This is a genomic window from Salinivibrio sp. MA440 (assembly GCF_001996265.1).
In the GTDB taxonomy this organism is placed as follows: domain Bacteria; phylum Pseudomonadota; class Gammaproteobacteria; order Enterobacterales; family Vibrionaceae; genus Salinivibrio; species Salinivibrio costicola.
In genome coordinates this window covers 1-22,842 of sequence record NZ_MUFI01000028.1, presented here as the reverse complement: position 1 = coordinate 22,842, position 22,842 = coordinate 1, and the positions used below count along the sequence as shown (strand labels likewise).

Annotated in this window: 23 protein-coding genes; 6 read left to right on the top strand and 17 right to left on the bottom strand. The window is 47.3% G+C overall.

Annotated elements, in window-relative coordinates; all coding sequences use genetic code 11:
- Positions 1 to 91 precede the first annotated feature (91 nt).
- From BZG80_RS09980 to BZG80_RS09970, 3 genes are all read left to right on the top strand, one after another.
- Positions 92 to 727, top strand: a complete 636-nt coding sequence (locus BZG80_RS09980) for a 2OG-Fe dioxygenase family protein (RefSeq protein WP_077679254.1) — start codon at positions 92 to 94, stop codon at positions 725 to 727.
- 2 nt (positions 728 to 729) lie between these two features.
- Positions 730 to 1,977 carry a cysteine desulfurase-like protein gene (locus tag BZG80_RS09975; protein WP_021024274.1) on the top strand — a complete coding sequence of 416 codons (1,248 nt, stop codon included), beginning with the start codon at positions 730 to 732 and terminating at the stop codon, positions 1,975 to 1,977.
- Between the two features lie 225 nt (positions 1,978 to 2,202).
- Complete coding sequence (locus BZG80_RS09970; protein ID WP_077461425.1) at positions 2,203 to 2,670, top strand: ASCH domain-containing protein; 468 nt, start codon at positions 2,203 to 2,205, stop codon at positions 2,668 to 2,670.
- 62 nt (positions 2,671 to 2,732) lie between these two features.
- Here BZG80_RS09970 and BZG80_RS09965 read toward each other — a convergent pair whose 3' ends face one another.
- A complete protein-coding gene (locus BZG80_RS09965; RefSeq protein ID WP_077461424.1) occupies positions 2,733 to 3,017 on the bottom strand; it encodes a hypothetical protein in 285 nt (94 codons plus the stop codon).
- 156 nt (positions 3,018 to 3,173) lie between these two features.
- On the opposite strand from BZG80_RS09965, the gene BZG80_RS09960 reads away from it, so the two are divergent.
- Positions 3,174 to 4,562, top strand: a complete 1,389-nt coding sequence (locus BZG80_RS09960) for a class II fumarate hydratase (RefSeq protein ID WP_077461423.1) — start codon at positions 3,174 to 3,176, stop codon at positions 4,560 to 4,562.
- Positions 4,563 to 4,596: 34 nt separating this feature from the next.
- Here the strand turns inward: BZG80_RS09960 and msrB are convergent, their stop codons facing one another.
- The 4 genes from msrB to BZG80_RS09940 form a co-directional block, all read right to left on the bottom strand.
- A complete protein-coding gene (gene msrB / locus BZG80_RS09955) occupies positions 4,597 to 5,040 on the bottom strand; it encodes a peptide-methionine (R)-S-oxide reductase MsrB (RefSeq protein ID WP_025744776.1) in 444 nt (147 codons plus the stop codon).
- Positions 5,041 to 5,146: 106 nt separating this feature from the next.
- Positions 5,147 to 6,214, bottom strand: coding sequence for a succinylglutamate desuccinylase/aspartoacylase family protein (locus BZG80_RS09950; RefSeq protein ID WP_077576712.1), 1,068 nt, complete (start codon positions 6,212 to 6,214; stop codon positions 5,147 to 5,149).
- A complete protein-coding gene (rimK, locus tag BZG80_RS09945; RefSeq protein ID WP_025744775.1) occupies positions 6,201 to 7,106 on the bottom strand; it encodes a 30S ribosomal protein S6--L-glutamate ligase in 906 nt (301 codons plus the stop codon). The genes BZG80_RS09950 and rimK overlap by 14 nt, the downstream gene beginning before the upstream one ends.
- Before the next feature lie 15 nt (positions 7,107 to 7,121).
- The gene (locus BZG80_RS09940) at positions 7,122 to 7,562 is read right to left on the bottom strand and encodes an ATP-dependent zinc protease family protein (RefSeq protein ID WP_198532344.1); all 441 of its coding nucleotides are present in this window, start codon (positions 7,560 to 7,562) and stop codon (positions 7,122 to 7,124) included.
- Positions 7,563 to 7,773: 211 nt separating this feature from the next.
- On the opposite strand from BZG80_RS09940, the gene BZG80_RS09935 reads away from it, so the two are divergent.
- Complete coding sequence (locus BZG80_RS09935) at positions 7,774 to 9,114, top strand: magnesium transporter (RefSeq protein WP_077576711.1); 1,341 nt, start codon at positions 7,774 to 7,776, stop codon at positions 9,112 to 9,114.
- Between the two features lie 103 nt (positions 9,115 to 9,217).
- Here the strand turns inward: BZG80_RS09935 and BZG80_RS09930 are convergent, their stop codons facing one another.
- The 5 genes from BZG80_RS09930 to BZG80_RS09910 all read right to left on the bottom strand — a co-directional run bounded on the left by BZG80_RS09930 (position 9,218) and on the right by BZG80_RS09910 (position 14,752).
- The gene (locus BZG80_RS09930) at positions 9,218 to 10,126 is read right to left on the bottom strand and encodes a mechanosensitive ion channel family protein (RefSeq protein WP_025744772.1); all 909 of its coding nucleotides are present in this window, start codon (positions 10,124 to 10,126) and stop codon (positions 9,218 to 9,220) included.
- Positions 10,127 to 10,360: 234 nt separating this feature from the next.
- The gene (locus BZG80_RS09925) at positions 10,361 to 12,232 is read right to left on the bottom strand and encodes a PhoX family protein (RefSeq protein WP_077679253.1); all 1,872 of its coding nucleotides are present in this window, start codon (positions 12,230 to 12,232) and stop codon (positions 10,361 to 10,363) included.
- A gap of 193 nt (positions 12,233 to 12,425) precedes the next feature.
- On the bottom strand, positions 12,426 to 13,277 hold the full coding sequence (locus BZG80_RS09920; protein ID WP_077461419.1) for a lipase family protein: 852 nt from the start codon (positions 13,275 to 13,277) through the stop codon (positions 12,426 to 12,428).
- A 94-nt stretch (positions 13,278 to 13,371) separates the two neighbouring features.
- The gene (locus BZG80_RS09915; protein WP_025744358.1) at positions 13,372 to 13,872 is read right to left on the bottom strand and encodes a hypothetical protein; all 501 of its coding nucleotides are present in this window, start codon (positions 13,870 to 13,872) and stop codon (positions 13,372 to 13,374) included.
- A gap of 145 nt (positions 13,873 to 14,017) precedes the next feature.
- Positions 14,018 to 14,752 carry a transporter substrate-binding domain-containing protein gene (locus BZG80_RS09910; protein WP_077461418.1) on the bottom strand — a complete coding sequence of 245 codons (735 nt, stop codon included), beginning with the start codon at positions 14,750 to 14,752 and terminating at the stop codon, positions 14,018 to 14,020.
- Between the two features lie 235 nt (positions 14,753 to 14,987).
- On the opposite strand from BZG80_RS09910, the gene BZG80_RS09905 reads away from it, so the two are divergent.
- On the top strand, positions 14,988 to 15,578 hold the full coding sequence (locus BZG80_RS09905; protein ID WP_158009973.1) for a TetR/AcrR family transcriptional regulator: 591 nt from the start codon (positions 14,988 to 14,990) through the stop codon (positions 15,576 to 15,578).
- 45 nt (positions 15,579 to 15,623) lie between these two features.
- Here BZG80_RS09905 and BZG80_RS09900 read toward each other — a convergent pair whose 3' ends face one another.
- The 7 genes from BZG80_RS09900 to ectA all read right to left on the bottom strand — a co-directional run bounded on the left by BZG80_RS09900 (position 15,624) and on the right by ectA (position 22,751).
- Positions 15,624 to 16,343, bottom strand: coding sequence for a YebC/PmpR family DNA-binding transcriptional regulator (locus BZG80_RS09900; RefSeq protein WP_021024027.1), 720 nt, complete (start codon positions 16,341 to 16,343; stop codon positions 15,624 to 15,626).
- Positions 16,344 to 16,509: 166 nt separating this feature from the next.
- A complete protein-coding gene (locus BZG80_RS09895; protein ID WP_077679252.1) occupies positions 16,510 to 18,039 on the bottom strand; it encodes a bifunctional GNAT family N-acetyltransferase/carbon-nitrogen hydrolase family protein in 1,530 nt (509 codons plus the stop codon).
- Positions 18,040 to 18,157: 118 nt separating this feature from the next.
- Positions 18,158 to 18,793 (bottom strand): LysE family translocator, encoded by a 636-nt coding sequence (locus tag BZG80_RS09890; RefSeq protein ID WP_021024029.1) that lies wholly within the window; start codon positions 18,791 to 18,793, stop codon positions 18,158 to 18,160.
- A gap of 182 nt (positions 18,794 to 18,975) precedes the next feature.
- Positions 18,976 to 20,403, bottom strand: coding sequence for an aspartate kinase (locus BZG80_RS09885; protein WP_077576706.1), 1,428 nt, complete (start codon positions 20,401 to 20,403; stop codon positions 18,976 to 18,978).
- A 76-nt stretch (positions 20,404 to 20,479) separates the two neighbouring features.
- Positions 20,480 to 20,869, bottom strand: coding sequence for an ectoine synthase (locus tag BZG80_RS09880; protein ID WP_021024031.1), 390 nt, complete (start codon positions 20,867 to 20,869; stop codon positions 20,480 to 20,482).
- A 35-nt stretch (positions 20,870 to 20,904) separates the two neighbouring features.
- A complete protein-coding gene (gene ectB, locus BZG80_RS09875) occupies positions 20,905 to 22,182 on the bottom strand; it encodes a diaminobutyrate--2-oxoglutarate transaminase (RefSeq protein WP_021024032.1) in 1,278 nt (425 codons plus the stop codon).
- 11 nt (positions 22,183 to 22,193) lie between these two features.
- Positions 22,194 to 22,751 (bottom strand): diaminobutyrate acetyltransferase, encoded by a 558-nt coding sequence (ectA, locus tag BZG80_RS09870; RefSeq protein WP_077461416.1) that lies wholly within the window; start codon positions 22,749 to 22,751, stop codon positions 22,194 to 22,196.
- Between the last annotated feature and the right edge of the window lie 91 nt (positions 22,752 to 22,842).

Genomic DNA, 22,842 nt, shown 5'->3' with positions numbered 1-22,842 from the left:
TTGATTATTCCATGTAGCGCATTTGTTAAATTTTTTGTCTGACAATTGCATTGCATCACTGTGTGCTTCGGCATGACAAAAGGAGACAGCCATGAATACCTCAACCCTACTCATGCAGCTTAATCAGTTAGATGATCATCATATCAAGCAACTGCAACCTTCATTTAACCGGTTACCTGGCACTTCGCATGCGGATGGTGGATTTCGCCTGCGTCGTTACTCGATCGTTCATGTCTTTGACGGCGGGGTTGAAAAGCTGCCGCCACGACCATTTATGCAAACTTCTGATATCAATGAATTCCAAGGTGATGTGGCACGGACGTTTGAAGATATCGAGCCCGAGACAGTACAAACGCCAGGGTTTCATGCGATGTGCCGAACCTTTCGCGACCTCTATCAACTTAGTGATGATAATGATATCGAAATCCACCAGATTCGTATTCAGGCGGATAATCAATCTGTGCAGGTCGCCCCAGAAGGCGTTCACCAAGACGGCTTTGATCATATCGCCATTGTGAGCATTGGCCGCGATAATATTGATGGCGGTGATTTTCAGGTGTTTCGTCACAAAACTAGCGCACCACTCTTTAATCTCCCATTGATGCCGGGTGAAATGGCGGCCCTCGATGATCGTGCCCTTTGGCATTATGCTGAACCGATTACTCCCGTTAATCATGCGCAATCAGGCACGATGGATGTATTTGTACTCACAGCAACAAGGAAGTAACGATGATACCGGCAGTTTTTTCTCCCCATGCAGTACGAGGCCATTTTCCTGCATTGACGCAAACTATTGACGGCCAATCCGTTGCTTTTTTTGATGGGCCAGGGGGGGCGCAAGTACCGCAATCTGTACTGGATGCCATGGTGACTTATCTGGGGCACTATAATGCGAACTTGGGGGGACAATTTTTTTCCGGGCATCACACCACCGCAATGATGCAACAGGCACGTGATAGCGCCGCTGCTTTTGTCAATGCGCCATCATCGGACTGTATGGTCTTTGGCCCGAATATGACAACGTTGACGTTTTCGTTAAGTCGCGCAATCAGCCGTGATTGGCAAGCTGGTGATGAGGTGATTGTCTCGGCACTCGATCATTATTCTAATGTCTCTAGCTGGCAGCAGGCCGCACACGATAAAGGGGCGACTGTTAAGCAGGTGCGAGTGGATGAATCCAATTATTCGATCGATATGACGCACCTTGTCAGTCTTATTACGGACAAAACCAAACTGATTGCGGTGACGCTGGCCTCAAATACCACTGGTAGTTTGGTGGATGTAGCAAACGTGGTAGAGATGGCAAGAAAGGTTGGTGCCAAAGTCTATGTCGATGCTGTCCATTACGCTCCGCATTATTTGGTCGATGTACAAGCATTAGGCTGTGACTTTCTTGCCTGCTCGGCGTACAAGTTTTTTGGCCCACATCTGGGTTTTGTATATGTGGCGCCTGAGTGGGTACAGACGTTGAAACCTTACAAAGTCGAGCCAGCCACAAACCAAGGTCCCGGTCGATTTGAAACAGGTACTCAGAGTTTTGAGGCGATTGCCGGATTTATTGCGGTGGTGGAATATCTCGCGCAGTGGGGCGATCCTGATTGTTCACTAAGAGAAAGATTGGCACAAAGCTATCGCCAGTATCAGGCGCATGAACAGCAGTTATCCGCCCATTTTATTGACCTGATGCAGGCCTATCCCAATGTTCACATTTATGGGATCACGGATGATGACCAGTTGGCTTATAGAACCCCAACCTTTGCGATCCGGATTGAAGGCGTCACGCCCGCGGATGTGGCGCAAGCGCTAGGGAAACAACATTTTTGCGTGTGGAATGGCCACTTTTATGCCCAAGGGTTGTGTGAGCAGCTTGATATTTTGGACAAAGGCGGTGTGATCCGTATCGGTATGATGCATTACAACACCGTTGATGAAATTGACCGGCTACACCAAGCCTTATTGCCATTTATTAGCGATTAAGGTTAATCAACCTCTCAAGCGGCCAAAAGAGCCGCTTTTTTTAGTTAAAATTGGCCTCGATTGAGATTTAAGTGTGAATTTATTCACAATGCAACCTTGAAACGTTAGCTCGCTCATAGGCGAATGCCTATCCGTACGTTATGATCACCACTGTTAGCACTGCCCAAGAAGCTGTTCAGAAAGAAATCATTTAAAAAGAAACCAATAATAATTAAGGCGAGACCCATGACTGAAGAACAAAACGCCTTTTGGCATCAATATCTTGCGACTCTTCCCTCTGACCAACGGCCAGCCGATGATCAAGTAGTGGTGGACACCTTAAGTCATCACACGGTGAGAGCGAATGAAGTCGCGACATTAGTGAGCCTAAACAAAAAGAAAGCGCATTGCCGGTTGCGCAGCTCTTTGGAAGAGAAAAGTGCGGTGATCCCGCAAAAAGGACATTATAAGATTGTTCTTAATGGTCACCAGCGACCCGTGTGTATCGTCAAAACCACACAGGTGAGCTATTGTCCGTTTAACCAAGTTAGCGCCGAATTTGCGGCACGTGAAGGCGAGGGAGATGGCTCTTATCAGTGTTGGCACGATGCGCATTGGGGTTACTTCTCCCAGTACGCCAAAACACACGGCCTGCATTTTGATAAGCACTCGGATGTGGTGCTTGAAGAGTTTGAGAAAGTCTATCCGCTCTGAACATAAAAGCCGCGCTGAGCGGCTTTTTTGTGATTGCGAGTTATGGACAGGAACGTTTTTGTTTACTCACTCAAGTCCAAATTCATCTCATCGGCCCATGGCATGTCTGGCAAGGTGTCTAAGTTGGCTTCGTAACGTGATAGTGTGAACTGCCCGTTATTTTGGCTAACGTCGTAAATCTCAACCATCAATGCGCACGCGATATATTCAATAGCTTCTTCGCGGGAATAGCCGGTCATACGCAGACGCATAACTGTCTCGGCGACTTTTTTAGGCTCTTGGTCAGTAATTTGATTCTCGACGACCGTAATCAGATCTTCGATACGCGTACTGGCTTCTTCTTGCATGGTTTTACTCGTTGTTTTTAATCGTGGCGCCATCTTAGGACATCAAACAAGCCCTAGCACGACATTTTTGAAATGCGTAAGGCGTATACGTTTCAATAACCGTGGTTAATATGTTAATGATAACTATTATCGAAAAGTATAGTGAAACAAAAGGATATGACCATGACAAAAACTCGTATCGAAAAAGACAGTATGGGCGATATTGAGGTGCCGGCGGATGCCTTGTATCAAGCGCAGACCCAACGAGCGGTAAACAATTTCTCGGTCAGCGAACTGACCATGCCAGCGGACTTTATTCGCGCGTTAGCTATGGTGAAACATGCAGCGGCAACGGCTAACGAAGAACTAGGCTTACTGGATGGCAACATCGCCCACGCGATTCGCCAAAGTGCCGAAGCCATCATGGATGGTGAGCATTTAGCGCAGTTTCCGGTGGATGTATTTCAGACCGGCTCAGGCACTAGCTCAAACATGAATATGAATGAAGTGCTGGCAACCTTGGCTTCTGAAAAGTGTGATGAAACGGTCAGCCCCAACGATCATGTCAATATGAGCCAAAGCAGTAACGACTCTGTTCCTACGGCTATCCAAATCAGTGCCACTTTGGGCTGTGAAAAAGCCTTACTTCCTGCGTTAGCGCATTTACGAGACGCGTTACAGGAAAAAAAAAGCAAAGTCGGCCATATTGTGAAAACGGGTCGTACCCATTTGATGGATGCGATGCCTGTGACGCTTGGACAGGAGCTGGAGGCTTGGTCGCAGCAAATAGAACATGCGATGGCTCAAGTGACACAAACTTTATCGCCGGTGCGCGCACTGGCACAGGGTGGCACGGCAGTAGGGACAGGAATCAATGCTCATCCATTATTTGCCGAGCGTTTTGCCAAAGCAATCTGTGCGTGTAGCCACTCCTCATTCACGGCGAGCGAGAATCCCTTTTTCGCCATTGGTAGTCAGGATGCGCTGGTGGCACTGCATGGTCAGTTAAAGACCACCGCAGTGGCAACCATGAAACTGAGTAACGATTTACGTTGGATGAACTCGGGCCCACTTGCCGGGCTAGGAGAAATTGAGCTAGAGGGGTTACAGCCGGGATCGTCTATTATGCCGGGGAAAGTGAATCCTGTTATTCCAGAATCCGCTGCTATGGTCGCGGCACAAGTCATGGGCAACGACACCACTGTCACTGTAGCCGGTCAGTCGGGTAATTTTGAATTGAATGTGATGTTACCTGTGATTGCCTCAAACTTACTGCAAAGTATTCATTTACTCGCAGGCTCTAGCCGACTGCTGGCAGATAAAGCCATTCGTAGTTTTAAGGTCAGAGAGGACAATTTGCAAGCTGCACTGTCTCGCAATCCGATTTTAGTGACGGCGCTTAATCCTGTGGTTGGATATTTGAAAGCGGCTGACATCGCGAAAAAAGCGTATCAACAAGGCCGCCCTATTTTGGATGTTGCAGAAGAAGAAACTGATCTAGACCGAGAAAAGCTGGCTGAGTTGCTTGATCCAACCAAACTGACACAAGGCGGTATTGCTGAGTAAAATACGGGGCGAGGCAGACTCGCCCTTTAAAGCATTAATCCATTTTTTTAAGTGCAATGGCATTCATACAAAAACGTAAGCCGGATGGCTCGGGACCATCAGGGAAGACGTGACCCAGGTGAGCATCACAGCTGGCACAGGTGGTTTCAATACGCGTCATGCCATGGGTTGTATCTTTGTGATAGGCAATGGCATTGTCTTGCGCTGGCTGGGTAAACGAGGGCCAACCTGTGCCTGAATCGAACTTTTCGCCGGCATCAAACAGCAAGGTGCCGCAGCACACGCAGCCGTAGAGGCCTGGCTCAAATAGGGTACACATGCCCGAGCTAAACGCGCGTTCTGTGCCCTTTTGGCGTGTCACTCGGAAAGCGTCATCACTGAGTTGTGCTTGCCACTCTTGTTCGGTTTTTTCGACTCGCGACGGCGGTGTGAGATTGCCGTTTTCACTTCGAGCGACGATGTCTTGCCATGTCAGCATGATGTTATTCCTCTTGTTGACCGGACAGGAGTCCGTGCTACAGGCGTCTAGTGTTATGAATCCTGGTGATCGATGCAAGTAGTACGGTTGCTTTTTACTGCTGGGATCAACTTGATAGGGTGCCAATCCCCCATTTTATTTCATCATCGAGATCATCTTTCACTTGATCGCGATAATCTTCCATATGTTGCTCAATCAAGTCATCGGGCTGTGAGAAGAACGCAATATGGAAAATCGCATCCCCTTCATTCACTACAGGGAGAGTATGCTGACCAATGACGATACCACTTTGCTGGGCTTTGATTTCGGTTTCTGTTGTGCCTGCAGGATCACTGATAATGCCAATGACTTGATCGCGGTTGACACTTTGTCCGAGCGCCACGTGACTTCTCAATAAACCATCGGCTTCTGCACGCACCCATTTTGTTGATCGGGCTGTGACGGGCTGATAAGGCGTTTTTCGACGTGTTTGGCGTAACATGCCCAGGTAGCGCATCACACGAATCACCCCTCGTACACCGGCATTAATCGCATAAGGCTCAAAACGAAGCGCCTCACCGGCTTCATAGGTGATCACGGGAATATCAATACGCTCAGCTTCGGCGCGTAGCGATCCTTCACGCAATGCGGCATCGACCACCACAGGCGCGCCAAATGCGGTTGCCATCGCCGCCGCCTCTTGATTCTCCAGATTGGCTCTAATCTGAGGCAGGTTGGTGCGATGAATGGCCGCGGTATGTAAATCGATAACATGGCTACATTGGCGAATCACTTGCTCAAAAAGCTGATACGCCATTCTTCCCGCTATTGATCCTCGCTCTGAGCCGGGGAATGAGCGATTTAAATCTCGGCGGTCAGGGAGATACCGTGATTTGTGAATAAACCCAAACACATTCACAACAGGAATCGCGATTAAGGTGCCATGTAACTTTTTCGGATCGATTTTGGCCATGACTTGACGAACCACTTCAATACCGTTGAGCTCATCTCCGTGGATGGCGGCACAAACAAGCAGCACAGGGCCATTTAACTTACCATGCAGCACTTCAACACTGACGTTAAGCGGTGAATGTGTATACAAACGAGCAATTTCAAGTTCGAGACTTGCTCGCTGACCGGCTTGAATATGTTGTCCACCGATCTCGATGGCGTCGCTTTGTTTAGCCCTTCCCACGTGTGCGCGTCCTCTGAGGTTTGGCATTTTTTTCTATATAATCAATCACTAGTCCGGCAACATCTTTTCCTGTTGCGCGCTCGATGCCTTCTAAACCTGGTGATGAATTGACTTCCATGACCAACGGGCCACGTTCTGAACGTAACAGATCGACGCCCGCGACATTCAGTCCCATGGCTTTGGCTGCCGCCACTGCGGTTCTGCGCTCCGTAGGTGTGATCCGAACGAGGGTCGCGGTCCCGCCACGATGAAGATTCGATCGAAACTCGCCAGGTTGTGCTTGGCGCTTCATCGACGCAATCACCTTATCGCCGATAACAAAGCAGCGAATATCAGCACCGCTTGATTCTCGAATATATTCTTGCACTAAGATATCGGCTTTAAGGCCCATAAATGCTTCGATTACACTTTCTGCGGCTTTTTTGGTCTCGGCGAGCACAACGCCAATACCTTGGGTTCCCTCAAGCAGTTTCACCACCACTGGCGTGCCTCCGACCATCGTCAGCAAATCGGCAATATCACCCGGTTTACTGGCAAAACCAGTGTGCGGCATACCGATGCCTTTGCGTGATAGCAGCTGCATAGAACGCAGCTTATCCCGCGAACGTGTGATGGCGACAGACTCGTTCATCGGAAAGACACCCATCATTTCAAACTGGCGTAAGACAGCACAGCCATAGTAGGTAACGGACGCGCCAATCCGTGGAATAATCGCATCGAACCCACCGAGATCTTCCCCTGCCAAATGAATAGACGGTTGGGTTGAGTTGATACTCATATAGCAGCGTAATGCGTCGATGATCTTGTAATCATGGCCACGTTGTTCGCAGGCTTCGATGAGGCGGCGCGTAGAGTAAAGATTTTTGTTACGCGAAAGAATACCGATTTTCATTGCGCTTGGGGCTCCTTATTTACCGAGGAGGAATGAAGACATGGGATCGACAATGATCTTACCTGCCATTGCGGTGCGTCCCAGTAACATACGAAATCGCATGTTATCGCGTGCGGTGAGTGTCATTTCGATGGGATAACACAAGGTTCCCGCTTTTATCGTTGTTTGTATCACATATCGTAGTTGCTCGTGTCCTCCGGAATCACGTACGAGGCGTCGTGCGAGAACCGGTGCTTCGGCTTGAACGGCGGTTTCGTCATCGCCTTGGTTTGGATGGACCCAGAATCTTACCCACGCCTGGCCGCTTTTCTCGAACTCTTCAATTTTAAACGTGTGTAAACAGGAGGTGCGTGCACCCGTATCGATTTTCGCTTTGATGCGGGCTATATCGAGCTCAGGAAGGCTCACCCATTCGCGCCAACCGACACAGACTTTATCGTTCGATTTTACAGGCATTGTCATCATTACTCGTTGTTATTTAGCCCTTGTCTCACCATAGAAGCGATAATGATTATGCGTGGTAAGAATCAGAAAAATCAGCGATGATATGTGATAACCATCGCATACCAATTGCGGCGATGTCATGGCATTTTGTGGGCGACGGATGATCCTCATCGGGCCTAGCCAATGCGTTTTCCGCCCATGGTTTCGTTATGAAGGAAATACCATGCAAACCAGTGAGAGACAAGAAGTGATTGATGATCTGCTGTCAAAAGTCGATCAAGGTTCGCTTGATGTCGTGCAAGATATTGAGCAGGCACATAGTTTAGATAGCCTTGCGTTATTGTTAGAAGCCTTACCGTTGACCGATCGTGTGGGATTCTGGGAACAACTGTCGTCGTCATTGCAGCTGCCTGTGCTGGCTGAAATGCGAGATGATGCCAGTGAAGCGATTATCCGTGCGGTGGATGATGATCAGTTGCATGCACTATTCGCCGACTTGGATGCTGATACCTTACTTGAGCTGCAAGATGTGCTGACCGAGCCATTACTGGAAGAAGCGCTAGGTCGGATGGATTCAGAGCAAAAGCAACGTTATGCCTCCGCCCAGCAGTATGCAGATAATCAGGTTGGGCATTGGTGTGATCATCAGCCTTTGGTCGTTCCTGCAAAAACGAAAATTAACGTGGTATTACGATGGTTGCGGCGTGTCATGCCAAAGTATTGTGATCACGTATTTGTGGTCGATAGTCGAGGCTTTTGGGTGGGTGCGGTGCCAATCCACCAGTTATTTGGCGCGGATGGACGATTAAAAATTAGCGAGCTGGTTCGAGACCAATTTCCCAGCTTGAATGCGCGCGATGACATCTACGCCAGTGCTGACAAAGTGGCAAACAGTGAAGAGATTGCCTTACCCGTACTCGACGAGGGTGGGCTCTTGATTGGTCGTTTTGATTTGGGCACCGCCTATGAGATGCAGGCCGAGCGTGCCGAAGCGCAAATTATGGCCTCTGCGGGTCTAGATGAAGACGAGGACTTATTCTCGCCGGTGATGAAAAGTGCTCGAAATCGCGCACTATGGCTGGGTATCAACTTAATGACGGCCTTTCTCGCCTCCTGGTTTATCGGTTTGTTTGAAGCTACGCTACAACAAGTGGTGGCGCTGGCGGTATTAATGCCGGTTGTTGCATCCATGGGAGGAATTGCCGGCAGCCAAACGCTCACCTTGATCGTACGTGGTTTAGCACTTGGACAAATTTCTAAGTCCAACTTAAAACCCCTGCTTACGAAAGAGTTTAAAGTCGGCTTATTTAATGGGATTTTATGGGCTGTGGTGATTGGTGTTATTGCAGGATATTGGTTTGATAGTTGGGGCTTAGGTGCGGTGATTGGGAGTGCAATAGTCGCTAATATTATCAGTGCCGCCTTGGCAGGAATATTTATTCCAGTGCTATTAAATAAACTGAAAATTGACCCAGCACTCTCCGGCTCAGTGATCTTAACCACAGTGACGGACATTGTCGGCTTTGTCGCCTTTTTGGGTTTAGGGACACTGTTTCTGCTATAATTTTTTTCGACGATAATTTGCTTTTTTTTCGACCCCAAAATCTTTCGAAAAAAGTGCTTTCGATCAAAAAAGCGCTCATGAGGGGAATGAGCGCTTCTAGTTGTTACGCGTTGGCCAACGGCACAGAGGTATCTGTTGTCTGTGGCTCTTCCGCTTCCAGTTGTTTACCGTCTGCGATGGGAAGCAGCTTCTCGCAATACAATGTCATAATATCTTCACGGATCAGCTGCTCCAGTTCCGCTGCGCGCTCTGTTGGGCAAAAGAGTCGAACGTGAACAAGCTGTTCGCCTGTTTCGGTGTGCGATAAATATAAATGTGGCTCAGGGCCGGGTAAATCGACGCCCGCATGACGCTCTATCACATGATTGTATCGCCGAGCGATATCCATAAAATCTTCACTATGATCGTCAATACGTGCCAATAACGCGGGAATATGCGGATATAAATTAATATCGCCGCGGATCACCAGATGAAAATGGTGATACACATACCGCTTCATAAAGTTAAGATTTTTCACCGTGGTGGCAAAGAACAAGCTATTTGGGAGGGTCGCGGTTTTTCCGGTATAGCAATAATGGCCATTATGGGTATCAATTTCTTGAATTTTCGTCGCCATTAAATTGTGTTCGATCACCTCACCGCGTGTGTTACCGACTTCAATCCAATCGCCAATACGAAACGAGCGAGAGCTCGCGCGTTGAATTGAACCGGTGAAACATAAAATGATCTCTTTTGAGGCGACGACAACAGCAACGGCGATGGCAGTCAATGATAACGCAAATTCATTGATTTCGGTGTTCCAAAACAGGAATAGAAAAAGTAACAGGGTAGTAAACGCCCCGTTTTTCGTACGAGACATCCATTTACGCTGATCTTCGCTAAGAAAATTACTGTCACCACGAATGTGGCGTAGGATCAATCGGCGAACAAGACTGACTACGACAACCACTCCGACGGTGGTTAATAACTTGTTTTCTAACAGTAGTTGGACAATATTGCTTAACTCAGACAAAAAATCTATCTCCATGGTTTCCGTTAACGCCTACCCGAGTGATGGTGCTATTCTGCCCCCAAGTGAACAAAAATAAAACGCATACTTTGCAAATAGTGTTCATTCCGCTGTCCGTCACCAAGATATAAGCTTATGGGTCGTGCGTGTTTGAGCGTCGGGTGTGGTGGTTTGAAGGACATATAAAAAGCCCTCATAAAAACAAGGGCTTTGACGGGAGTTTGTGAGTTAAACGGCTTAACTGCCAATGACTCCGCCGTCTTCTTTGGTGATCATGATGACCGAAGAGCGCGGTATAGCGTTGCCACCAGCAGGAAAGTGAGCACCAGGGTGTTGGACGCCGACAAACATAGTGCGTGAATCAGGGGTAAACGTCAGCCCAGTGATCTCACATGAGGTAGGCCCCGTGAGGAAGCGACGAATTTCGCCTGTTTGAGTATCCGCGCATAACATTTGGTTATTGCCCATGCCGGCAAAATCGCCTTCGTTGGAATAATTGCCGTCGGTTTGGATCCAAAGACGTCCGGCGCGATCAAAGCCGATGCCGTCCGGGCTATTAAACATATTGTCTTTGTTGATGTTGTCTGTGCCTGCCATTAAGCCAGATTGCTTTTCAGGATGGCCTGCCATCACAAAAATATCCCACTCAAAGGTGTCACGGGTATGATCGCCTTGAGTAGGAGCCCAACGAATAATATGGCCATAAGGATTTTCCGTGCGGGGGTTAGCGGCATTGAGGGGTTGGTTGTCTTTGACGCCGCGGTACTTATTATTGGTTAACGTGCAGAAAACGTGTTTTTTGTCGGCATGCACGGCCACCCATTCTGGGCGATCCATGGTAGTGGCCCCCACTTGTGTTGCTGCTTCTCGGGCAAAAATGAGCACGCTGGCCTCATCAGGAAAGCCGTTTTCTGGCGTGAGACCGTTTTTGCCAAAGGTCAGCGCTAACCATTCACCTTGGCCGTTTAGCTCGTCGTCGCTGCCAGTAAATTTGGCGACATACAAGGTGCCATTTTCGAGCAAATCACGATTAGCGCTACCTTTACTCGGATCGTATTTTCCCTCAGAGACAAACTTATAAAGGTGTTCGCCACGCTCGTCGTCACCCATGTAAACCACAACATGACCATCGTCATTAACAGTGAGTGCGGCATTCTCGTGTTTAAAGCGCCCTAGTGCACTGCGCTTTTTCGGCGTTGAGTTCGGATCCATAGGATCAATTTCAACCACCCAACCAAAGCGATGTGGCTCGTTGGGATGTTTAGCCACATCGAAGCGTTCGTCATGTTTGTACCAATCATAGCCCCAATCAGAATCGCTGATACCGTAGCGCTGATACGTTTTGCCCAAGGTAACGTTTTTTGCGCTGGCAAAATAGCCGTTAAAGTTTTCTTCGCAGGTCAGGTACGTGCCCCAGGGTGTTTCGCCATTAGCACAATTGTTAAAGGTGCCCAGAATCGTTTTTCCTGAAGGATCGGCGGCGGTTTTGAGTAACGAATGCCCGGCTGCGGGGCCCGTCATGGCCATTTCAGTGTAGGCCGTAATACGACGATTCAAGCGGCCCTCTTGGTTGACGTGCCAGCGGCCATCCATTTTTTTCAACTCAACCAAAGAGACGCCATGCGCCGCTTGTGACTTACGTGCATCATCGGCCGAAATATTTTTACCGCCGTGCTCAAATAAATATTCATCATTGATGTATTCATTATTTACCGCTAATAAAGCACGATCATTGGCGAGAGGAAAAAACGTCATGCCATCATTGTTATCACCAAATTGGAGTGCTTGGGCATCGGCGCCATTTTGTTGGGAAAAAGCAGGTGCGTTAGCGAAAAGAGGATCGCCCCAAGAGACCAGTACGTCAGCTTTATATCCTGAAGGTACGTTCACTGTATCAGTTGTTGATGTTGGGATCGCCTCAAAGCCGAGCAGTTCACTTTGGCTCATTGTATCTGCTACTGCTTTCGCAACTGGATTGGCAGCAAAAAAAGCGACAGCACTGGCCGCTCCGGTGCCTTGTAAAAAACGGCGACGACTTAATGCTGCATCAATAAAGCGGTTGAACTCAGGCTCTGTATCTAATGGACGTTGATCAATATGCTTGCTCACGGCATGGTTCCTTTCTGATCGTGATTAAATAGTTATACTGACCCATCATAAATTGTGGGCGCGATCAAAAGGATGGTGAGCCACTGTTAAAACCTCATGAATCATTGGTTAACTTCTTGAGTCAGCCGGGATCCGTGCGCACAGGATCACGCTTCAACATAGTTCACACTTCACCGCCTGACTGATGTGAGGGCTAGTGCTGGTCAAAGTAATCCTTGCGCCGGATATATTTATCCATGTAATGGTAGGCAATCGGGCGCGTTAACCAACTATAGAGGACGCGCAAGATTCGAAATAAAGAGGGTGTATTGGTATAAATTTTATTCTCGTGTAACCAAAGTAATCGTCCTACATGCCAGTACACGAAGGGAATGGCAGGTAAGAATGTGACCATATCGACATCACAACAGATACGATAGGTACGTGTTGAGAAAGGGTATAATTGCTTAAAACGCCACATTCCGGCAGCCGGCTGTCCAAACGTCACGATGCGCTTTATCGCTCCGCCAAATTGATGATTTAGCTTTGCTGCAGCGATAATCGCCATGGCGCCCCCTGATGAATGGCCGATAAAAGAAATATGTTTACCTGCGTGTAAAAAAGGGGTTAACGCAGAGATTAATTTAGTGAGTACTGTCTCTCCTTCAAGCACGGTGTGATCGGCCGCTTGGGCAATATCCGCAAACTGGCTGTCTGTCATGTGTCGGTATTGGCGTTTGTGCGGTTGCCATGACAAACTTTTTTGTGTGAGAAGATAGTGAAACCCCCAATGGACGTGACACTTCTTACCATCGATAGTGATCGTTTTAGGTGTGCACGCACAGTTGACCAACCAATCCCAGGCGGTTTGCGAACCACGAAAGACCACGACCGCGTCATCGTTTTCCCGCCACAGCACCCGGATAATACATCGTCCCCATCGGTCATAAATATCACGCCGACCATGGGGACTGAATCCATACTGGGTGTGATCAAAATAGGTAGGGTAAGAGGCACGACAGAGTATGGCGTATCGCTCATATTGATAGCGTTTTAATCGCTTCATACAAGAGCCTATTTCATGAGTATTGGACTCAGGCTATCGAAAAAACATGACGAAACAGCGAAACCATCAATGAATAGCGCGCTCGATCACCGCGCTAATAATTGTTTAGGAAGGGTTCTAAATGCGTATCATAAGTGAGCGCTTGAATCGGGCCGCGGTGGGTGATTAAAAAGGCAGCATTCGTGCAATTACCAATCCCAATAATAACTTGTACCAACAGCCGTAAATCTCTTAACCAACGTTGCGTCTGCTCTTGACTCCAGTCTTCACGATATAGCCCCATATGATACTCAACCCACCAATAGGCGCCGCGAATAAATGCCTTCATTACCGACTCTGCCGCTAGGATCTGTTCAGCGGTACCAGAAAAGTCAAAATCGGGTGAGATAGGTTTGCCTTGCGTAAACGCGACATAGTTTCGACAGTGGCGAAAGAGCGCGAGCTGAAGTCCGGCTGCAGAATCATAGTGAGGGAGAGACAAGGTCGTGACAGGGAGATGTTTGATCGAGCGACGAAACAATGCCGCCGTGCGCTTACCGGGCATCAGATGCTCTATCGCGTAAAATAAATCCAAACTGATAAGCTGATTATTCAAGAGTACTCTTCACTATATTGACACAACACACTTATCCTGCCCGAACGGGCGGCTCGAGTATACAATATCGTATACTGAATTAAAGCATTAACTGATTCGCTCCCTCAAAGGAAGGCGTTGACAGCGTTGCTCTGATAATCCTCCCTTACTCTATGCCATAGCGCGCTTTTAGTGCAGATATCGCCTCTTGCTTATCGGATAGAAACTGATTGAATTCGTCGATGAGCTTGGGATGATGGATGGTGGAAAGCCGTCGAGTCCCTTTTTCATGGGGCAAGGTATCATCAAAGCGTACCGATCCTTTTTTAAAGCCCATTTGATCAAGATAAAACTGTGCAACAGCGATATTGGCATAGCCGCCATCAATACGACCGCTGACAAGCTTCATCATCAAAGAATCATATTTGTAACTCTCATTTAAGCGTGTTTGGCCCGAACGGATACGTGATTGATAAAGTTCAGGGGTAAAGCCCACGACGGTTCCTAGTCGTTGTAATTGGTCGATAGGTTGGCCATAGTTTTGGTCGATAACCATGACGCCGTCGATATAATCAACCACAGGCTCACTATAAATGACATTGACGCCTTTTTTGATGTCGCGATCCCAATCGGGACTATCTGGATATTTAAGATCAACGACACCATCGACAAAACGGGAAGGAAGGCTTGTGAGTGGTAAAGCTTTGTACACAAATCGATAGTGATGCGTGTTGGCGAACATATCGAGTAACTCGCGATTAAACCCTGAATAACTGCGATTAGAATATGCTGAAAAGGGATAATACTGAGAAAAGCTCTGTACGCCTACTACATAAGTCGTTTTGGCATTCACGGATACCGAGACACTCATAATCAGTAATAAAGCCCATAATCTTTTCATCGTTCCTATCCGACTTTCGTTGATTTTCCTCTTGTTATTGTAGACACAGAGACCGCACCTGTCTTTGCGTGCTCGGCTGTTATTTTACAACATCGACTTTCACTTATCCTTTTTTGGCACGCATAGCTGTCGATAAATCATTCGGTTATCGGTCACATTTTGCGCGTAAATATTTGAATGAACATTCGGTATGTTTTATTTTTTCACTTGGACTTTCAAATTTGATCAAATAACGATGAATAAGCATGAAATTGCGTCGCGGGCGATGCGGCAACATATTCTTTCAACCACATTGGAAATCGTTGGTAATGAAGGGCTTGCGGCACTCACAGCAACAAAGTTGGGTAAAAAAGCGGGGATCAGCAAAGGCGCGCTCTATCATCACTTTGATAATCTTGATGCAGTAAAATATGCGGCTGTGGATGAGCTCATTTCGATGTTTTTAGCCGTGGCTGAACCGGCTAATTTCGAAGACTTTGAAAGTTATTTAGCGGTGACAGGCGATACCTTATACCTGACCATGCAATGCGAGCCTTATGCGATGAAGGCGATGTATAGCTTCACGACTCAAGCATTATTTGATGGGCAATTTCGTGCGGCAATACAACGTTTTTCTCAGCACGGCTTAACCGAATATACCCGAGCAATTGAGTACTTTTATCAAGGGAAGATTCCGCAGTATCAGATAGATACGGCAATTCGGGTAGTGGACGCTTTCTTTCTTGGAGCGGGCTTACAAAGCTATTTATCGCAAGGCGAGGATCGGTTTCGTCAGAGTTGGGCGTTGTTCTCACAAATGTTATTAACCCAACTTGATGAAAAATAGAGCGCCATCTCTGAGGTGAGGCGCTCTAGTGTGTCAAGCACGGAACTATACTAGCTCAGCGTTGTGATAGACGTTTTGTACGTCGTCGCAATCATTAAGCATGTCGAGGAACTTTTCAAAACGTTCAACATCATCGCCACTGACCTCAGTATCGATTTGAGGGACAAAAGTGATCTCCTCAAGATCAATCGGCGTGTCGCCAAGAAAGTCGCTCAGCGCATTTTTCACTTTGAAAAACTCTGTATGAGGCGCGAAAACCGTAATCACCCCTTCGTCTGCTTCGATGTCGGAGACATCCACATCAGCCATGACCAGGGCTTCCAGCGTGCCTTCTTCATCTGTACCTTGAAATTGAAACACCGCTTGATGTTCAAACATATGAGACACCGCGCCCGGTGTACCAATTTTCGCATCATTTTTGACAAAGCATTGGCGAACATCCATGTAGGTACGGCTGTTGTTGTCGGTTAAACAATCAACAATCACCGCACAGCTACCAGGGCCGAATCCTTCGTACCGAGCTACTTCATAGTTCTCACCACCAGAGCCATTAGCTTTATCAAGTGCCTTGTCAATGACATGCCCAGGCACTTGATCCTTTTTGGCTTTTTCCATCAAGCGGCGCAGTGATAGATTACTCTCTGGATCTGAGCCACCATTTTTAGCACATACGTAAATCTCTTTACCGTATTTTGAGTAAACCTTAATTTTTGCGCCTTGGGTTTTGGCCATTGACGCTTTACGAACTTCAAAACTTCGTCCCATTGGGAATCTCTCTTAATAACGCTTTCGCAGATACGGGGTAATTCTATCAAGAGAGTGTTCCTTTGCACCAGTAAATGCACTGACCTTGGACAAAGTCAGTGCGATAGACACGAATCACACTCTCTTGGCGTCTAAATGGCCCTTGCCTGAGTCACCGGGCTTCGGCTTATTCTTGGCTTAAATGACTGGCATAGAGCTTAGGTCTGCGGTGCTTCAAGTTGGTGACTGAGCCTTGTTCATGCAGCATTTTGAGCTTATCAAGGTCAACATCCGCGAAGATCATCATCTCAGTGTTTGCGTTCGCCTCTGCGAGTGTTGCATCGTGAGGGAAATACACATCAGACGGTGAAAAGACCGCCGACTGGGCATATTGAATATCAACGTTATCGACACGGGGCAAGTTGCCGACACTACCACCAATAGCAACATAACATTCGTTTTCAATTGCGCGAGCTTGAGCGCACAAACGGACTCGAAGATAACCATTTTTGGTATCTGTCCAGAAAGGAACAAATAAAATCTGTACCCCTTGCTCGGCAAGGATCCGCCCTAACTCTGGGAATTCCGCATCATAACAAGTAAGAATGCCAACGCGGCCTGCGTCGGTTTCGATAACTTTTACTGTATCACCGCCATCGATCACCCAGTCTCGTTGCTCATGTGGCGTGATATGGATTTTGTACTGTTCGTCAATGCTGCCGTCTCGATGCATCAGGTAAGACACATTGTAGAGCTTGCCATCTTCGAGGACTGGCATACTCCCTGCGATAATATTGATGTTGTAAGTCACCGCCAGCTGAGAAAAGCGTTGTTTAATGGCTTGGGTAAACTCACTAAGAAAACGTATCGCCTCCACCGAGCGTTTATCTGGTGCAAGCCCCATTAACGGTGCACAGAAAAACTCCGGGAATAGGGCAAAGTCCGATTGATAATTGGCTAAAGAAGAAACAAAAAACTCGGCTTGGTTGAGCAGGTCGTCAACGGATAACACGTGGCGCATCTGCCATTGCACAACCCCGAGGCGCACAATGGTTTTATCAATATCGTGCACCGATGATGCGTCTTCCTCATAAAAGAAGTTATCCCACTCCAATAATGTTGCGTAACCTGCGGATTTATCATCTTCGGGCAAATAACGATTCATTAGCCGTTTGACGTCAAAGTCATTAGACAGCTGAAACGAGAGGATAGGATCGTGAATCTCTTTACGTCTTACCTTGTTAATGTAGTCAGTCACTGACACATCGGTATGTTTGTGATAACCAGGAATGCGCCCACCCGCTAGAATTGCCTTTAGATTTAATGCTTGGCAAAGATCTTTGCGCGCCTCATAGAGACGACGTCCCAAGCGGTGCCCGCGGTAGTCCGGATGCACGAACACATCTAACCCGTAAAGCGCATCACCTTTGGCATCATGAAACACTACGCCGTCGTCAGTAATGATATCGCTATAAGTATGAGGGAGAGAAAAACGGTTGTAAGAGACTTTGAGTGTGAGGGCAGCGGCGACGATTTTACCGTTATCTTCAATGCATATCTGGCCATCAGGGAAGGCCGTTACCAGTTGCATGATCGTGCTTTTTGGCCAAGCACCGCCGACATCTGGAAAGACGAGGTCCATCAACTCTGCTAAGGGTTGATAATCGCTAACTTCTATAACACGCAAGTTAAGTAGCGTGGCGGTGTTTTCATCCATTACACGTTCTCCTATTGATAGCTGAGCGACCATTATGACAAAGTTTGATGTCTAAGTTCACGTTTGTTGATTGCTGGATTTTCATCTTTGCAGGCTTACCGCTTCGCAGCGGAGCTCGCTATACAGATAACTGCTGAGTAAAAAGCCAAATAGCCAATAATGCAAAGACGATGGCCATAATTTTGTGTTGATAGCTTTGAATGTGGGTGTTGGTTAGCATCTGCTTGCCAAGTTTACCTACGATCGCGACCAGTATGATATTAAACGCAAGGCCGAGTGCATTAAGTAGAAGGCCGAGCGTTAATAGCTGAGTGCTCGATGATGCTTGTATCTGCTGTGAGATAAACTGCGGCAAGAATAAAACAAAAAAGAGTAACGCTTTAGGGTTGAGCAGGTTCGTCATCACGGCACGCTTATAGAGATAGCGCCCCATTTTTTGTTGATACTGTACCGCTTCGCTTTCAGCAGGTGATGCTCTCCACGTATCAATACTCATTTTGAGTAGATACGCTGCACCAACATACTGGAGAACCGTTAACGCAATCGGGGACATTGCAATCACGGCTGAAACGCCAGTGGCTGCTAATACGGTAAGAATCAGTCCAGAGGTAGCGTTGCCTAAACTCGCGGCAACACCGACCCGTCGACCATAGCTAAGACTCGCACTAATAATCAATAACATATCTGGCCCGGGGACGAATAACAACGCGGCAACGGCTGTTAAGTAAACAGGAAGCAAATTAGGGTCGATCATAAACGAAGAACACTTAACCAAATAAAGTGCGGCATTTTACCTTCTATCTAGGCATTATCAATGATGATTAAACATTAGGCTGGTGGTTTATAAGGATAAGCTTGGTCAACTACGCGAAAAATACGCATAAAAATGCCCCCAGGTTGGAGGCATTTTCAAACTCACAATGTGTTGCTGCTAGGTTATGCAGCACGCACTGTCGGTTTTGGTGCGGGCTTTTCAATAAAGCAAGCGTGTAATGCACAGATAGCGGCATGGTAATACTTATCAAGGACAACGTATTGCACATCCACATCGCGCATTGAAGAGTGAGCCGCTTTAGGGTTGATCTCCGCATCAAGTAGCGCAAGCATCCCTTTACTCATTGTTTGGTTTGAGTCGATACGGCTGCCGATAACAGAAATCAGTGCGACCATTTCACCGGTAATCTTCGCTTTTGGATATAGCTTTTCAACCCGATTGATGACCTTATCTTGGCTCGCGGTCTTACCATCTAAGTAGTAAGTAATGGAGTTAGCGTTCATCTCTTTACTGATTAGCTGAACGTTCTCTTCACGAATGATTTCCATCACGTCGTAACTGACTTGATCACAATGTCCGACCATTGATTGGTCAAAAATGTGTAGCGCAAGCACTTTGTCACGGCCAGCAATGATTTCGATCTCATTGTCCTTTGGACGGTATTTGTGAGAGATCACCGTACCAGCATGCTCAGGTTCAAAGGTATTTTTAACGATCAACTCAATGCCTACAGCGCGCATGCCAGAGGCTGCGTTAGGATGAATCGCTTCCATACCAAGGTTTGCCAGTTGGTCAGCCACATCGTAGTTGCTGAGGCCCATTGGCTGTACACGTTCTGGACCGACAATGCGGGGGTCTGCACTGCTCAAATGGTATTCTTTATGAATCACGGCACTGCTTGCCTTAGTCAGCACTGCAATTCGGCTAAAGGTCATTTCACTGTAGCCGCGGTCGTAGGTCTTCATCAGACCTTCATCACAGTAGACGTAGCCGGTAACGATGGGCAGCTCATTGCTGAAATCAATGTCGTCCATCGCATTGGCGATGACTGTATTGAGATCACCTTTGCCTTCATCCGGATTGTCCCAGCCAGACAGGTCGACAAATCGTGAGTTGATGCCAACACTTTCGAGTAGCAGCGTCGAGTTGTGTGCACTATGTGCTTCACCAATTGACGACAGGAACTCACGGACTTGCGGCAAATAGCTTTCCAGAGAAAACTGCCCATAGTTACAGGTTTCGAGTATGCCTTCGATACAGCTATGCGCTTTTTCCATTCGCTGGCGAATAAAATTATCGGCACGCTCACGAAAAACAGGGTCAGGGAACATGTTGCTATTAATCAATAGCATACGCTGTTCTAGCTCATCCATCGCATCGCGCCATTTTGGGTTGTTCGCGGCGAGTAAGCGATAAATGCCTGGTTTACCCGAACGCTTACACTCCAGCAATGCATCCGTGATGCCAGCGTAAGCAGAAACAACAAAAATTCGGTTATATGGGTTTGACGGGTACAAAAAGATGTTATCCATGACAGCGTCATAGGCTGACATCGACGTACCGCCGATCTTTTCAACGGTATGATTCATGTGAGCTCCTTGTGGGCTTTATGAACAAAAAGGTCGATTGGGTTTACAGGGGCAGCATCCCGCTGCCCCTTGACGGTTAATCGACTAATGGATAAACACCGTTTTCATCGTGTGTCTCTTTCCCTGTGATGGGCGGGTTGAACACACAGGCCATGACCATATCAACACCTTTATTTGCGCGTAGCTGGTGCTCGTCATGTTTATCTAGAATATACAGCGTGCCGGGCTTGATTGGATAAACCTTGCCATCGTCAGTCGTTTCAATCTCACCCTCACCAGACATGCAATAGACTGATTCTAGATGATTCTGATAATGGATATGCGTGTCAGTGTTCGCATAAATGGTGGTGATATGGAATGAAAATCCCATGTTATCATCACGTAGCAACATGCGTACGCTTTCCCAATTTTCTGCGACCACGCGGCGATCACTGTTTTGACATTCTTCTAATGTGCGGACAATCATGATTGTTCCTTATTATTTGTCTATTCGTTATGTCTTTATGATGCTTTTTTGAGCTTCTCTTTCTTGTACTGCTCAACGGACTTAACGAAAATTTGTAAGCCTTTCTCCATTTCAGCTTCACTGACGGTCAGCGGAGAGAAGAATTTAATCACTTCGTCTTCTGGGCCGGCTGTTTCGATGATCATGCCATTATCAAAGCACAAGCTGGTAATGTCGTCGGCAATATCACCGTTCTTACAGGCAATACCCTGCATCAATCCTCGTCCTTTGATGATCTCAAATAAGTCGCTATTTTTAGCAAGCATATCTTGCAGGACTTTGTTGAGCTGATCCGCACGCGCTTGAATATGGGTTTGGAACTGATCATCTAGCCAATAGGTTTCGATGGCTTCGGCAGCGGTCACAAAGGCATGGTTGTTACCACGGAATGTACCGTTATGCTCACCCGGTGCCCATTGATCTAGCTCAGGTTTGAGTAGAACGACTGCCATAGGTAAGCCGTAACCACCAATGGATTTGGACAAGGTCACAATATCAGGGTTGATGCCTGAAGGCTCAAAGCTAAAGAAAGTCCCCGTACGCCCACAACCTGCTTGAATATCATCGACAATCACCAGGATATCGTGTGCTTTACAGATAGTTTGTAAGCGTTGTAACCATTCATTAGATGCGGCATTTAAGCCACCTTCACCTTGAACGACCTCAAGTAATACAGCGGCAGGTTTATCACCACCGGTTAAACCGCTTGAAGCGTCATTAAGCATCGTCTCAAACAAGGTGAGACCATCAACGTTCGCATAGCCGTCATACGGAATACGCGTAACTGAATTATTGACTGGAATACCGCCGCCACCACGATGGTGATGGTTACCTGTCACCGCGAGTGCACCATAAGTACAACCGTGGAAACCATTAGTAAAAGAAACAATGTTTGAACGCCCAGTCACTTTGCGAGCTAGCTTCATTGCCGCTTCCACAGCGTTGGTACCAGTAGGGCCTGTGAATTGGAACTTGTAGTCCAAACCACGTGGGGCCAAGATGTGATTTTTAAATACTTCGAGAAAGCGTGCTTTCGCCTCTGTATACATGTCTAGGCCGTGTGTAATGCCGTCTTTCTCGATATACTCGATCAGCGCTTTTTTCAGCGTCGGATTATTGTGTCCATAGTTCAGTGAACCAGCGCCGGCTAGAAAATCAAGGTAGCGCTTACCGTCTACGTCAGTCATCCAACAGCCTTTTGCGCTCTCAAATACAACGGGAAAGTTGTTGGCATAACATTGAACATTTGATTCCTGCGACTTAAAGATATCCATAACTCATCCTGTTATTTTTTGAGTGGAATTCGGAAAAGGTATTCGGTGTCGTGCTCACCGTTGAAATGCTCTTGTTCATCAAGGAACACCGAGCGTTGACCACCAGAGCCATAGAGGCGGTCTACCTTTTTAAACAGCGCCCAAGAACCGGCGTTGTCTTCTGTGATTGTGGTTTCGATGAAGTGAACGTTTTGCGCGACTTTGCGAGCCAGTAGCGCCTCAATCATCGATAGGGCAAGCCCCTCACCACGTGCTTTTGGCGACACCGCAACTTGCCAGACGAAAAAGGTATCTGGCTGCTCAGGGCGGATATAACCGGAGATGAAGCCCTGCACATCGCCTTCTCGCTCTGCAACAACACACGTTTCTTTAAAATGCGTCGCCTGTAAAAAATTACAGTAAGCGGAGTTCACGTCCAGCGGCGGGCATTGCGTGATTAGTCGATAAATGTTGCCACCATCGCTGATGGCAGGCTTACGAAACACGAACTGCGTGTTAGATTTTGTCTGTTTACGGTCGAGTACTTCAGAATCCAGCACTGCCGTATCTGTCGTTTTTGATCGCCACATAATGTTTTGTGCTCTAACGAATTCGTTTTATATAATAGGCGATTGATTTGGTTTATCAACCCCGATTTTTTGTGTTTAGCCTGTCAATAAT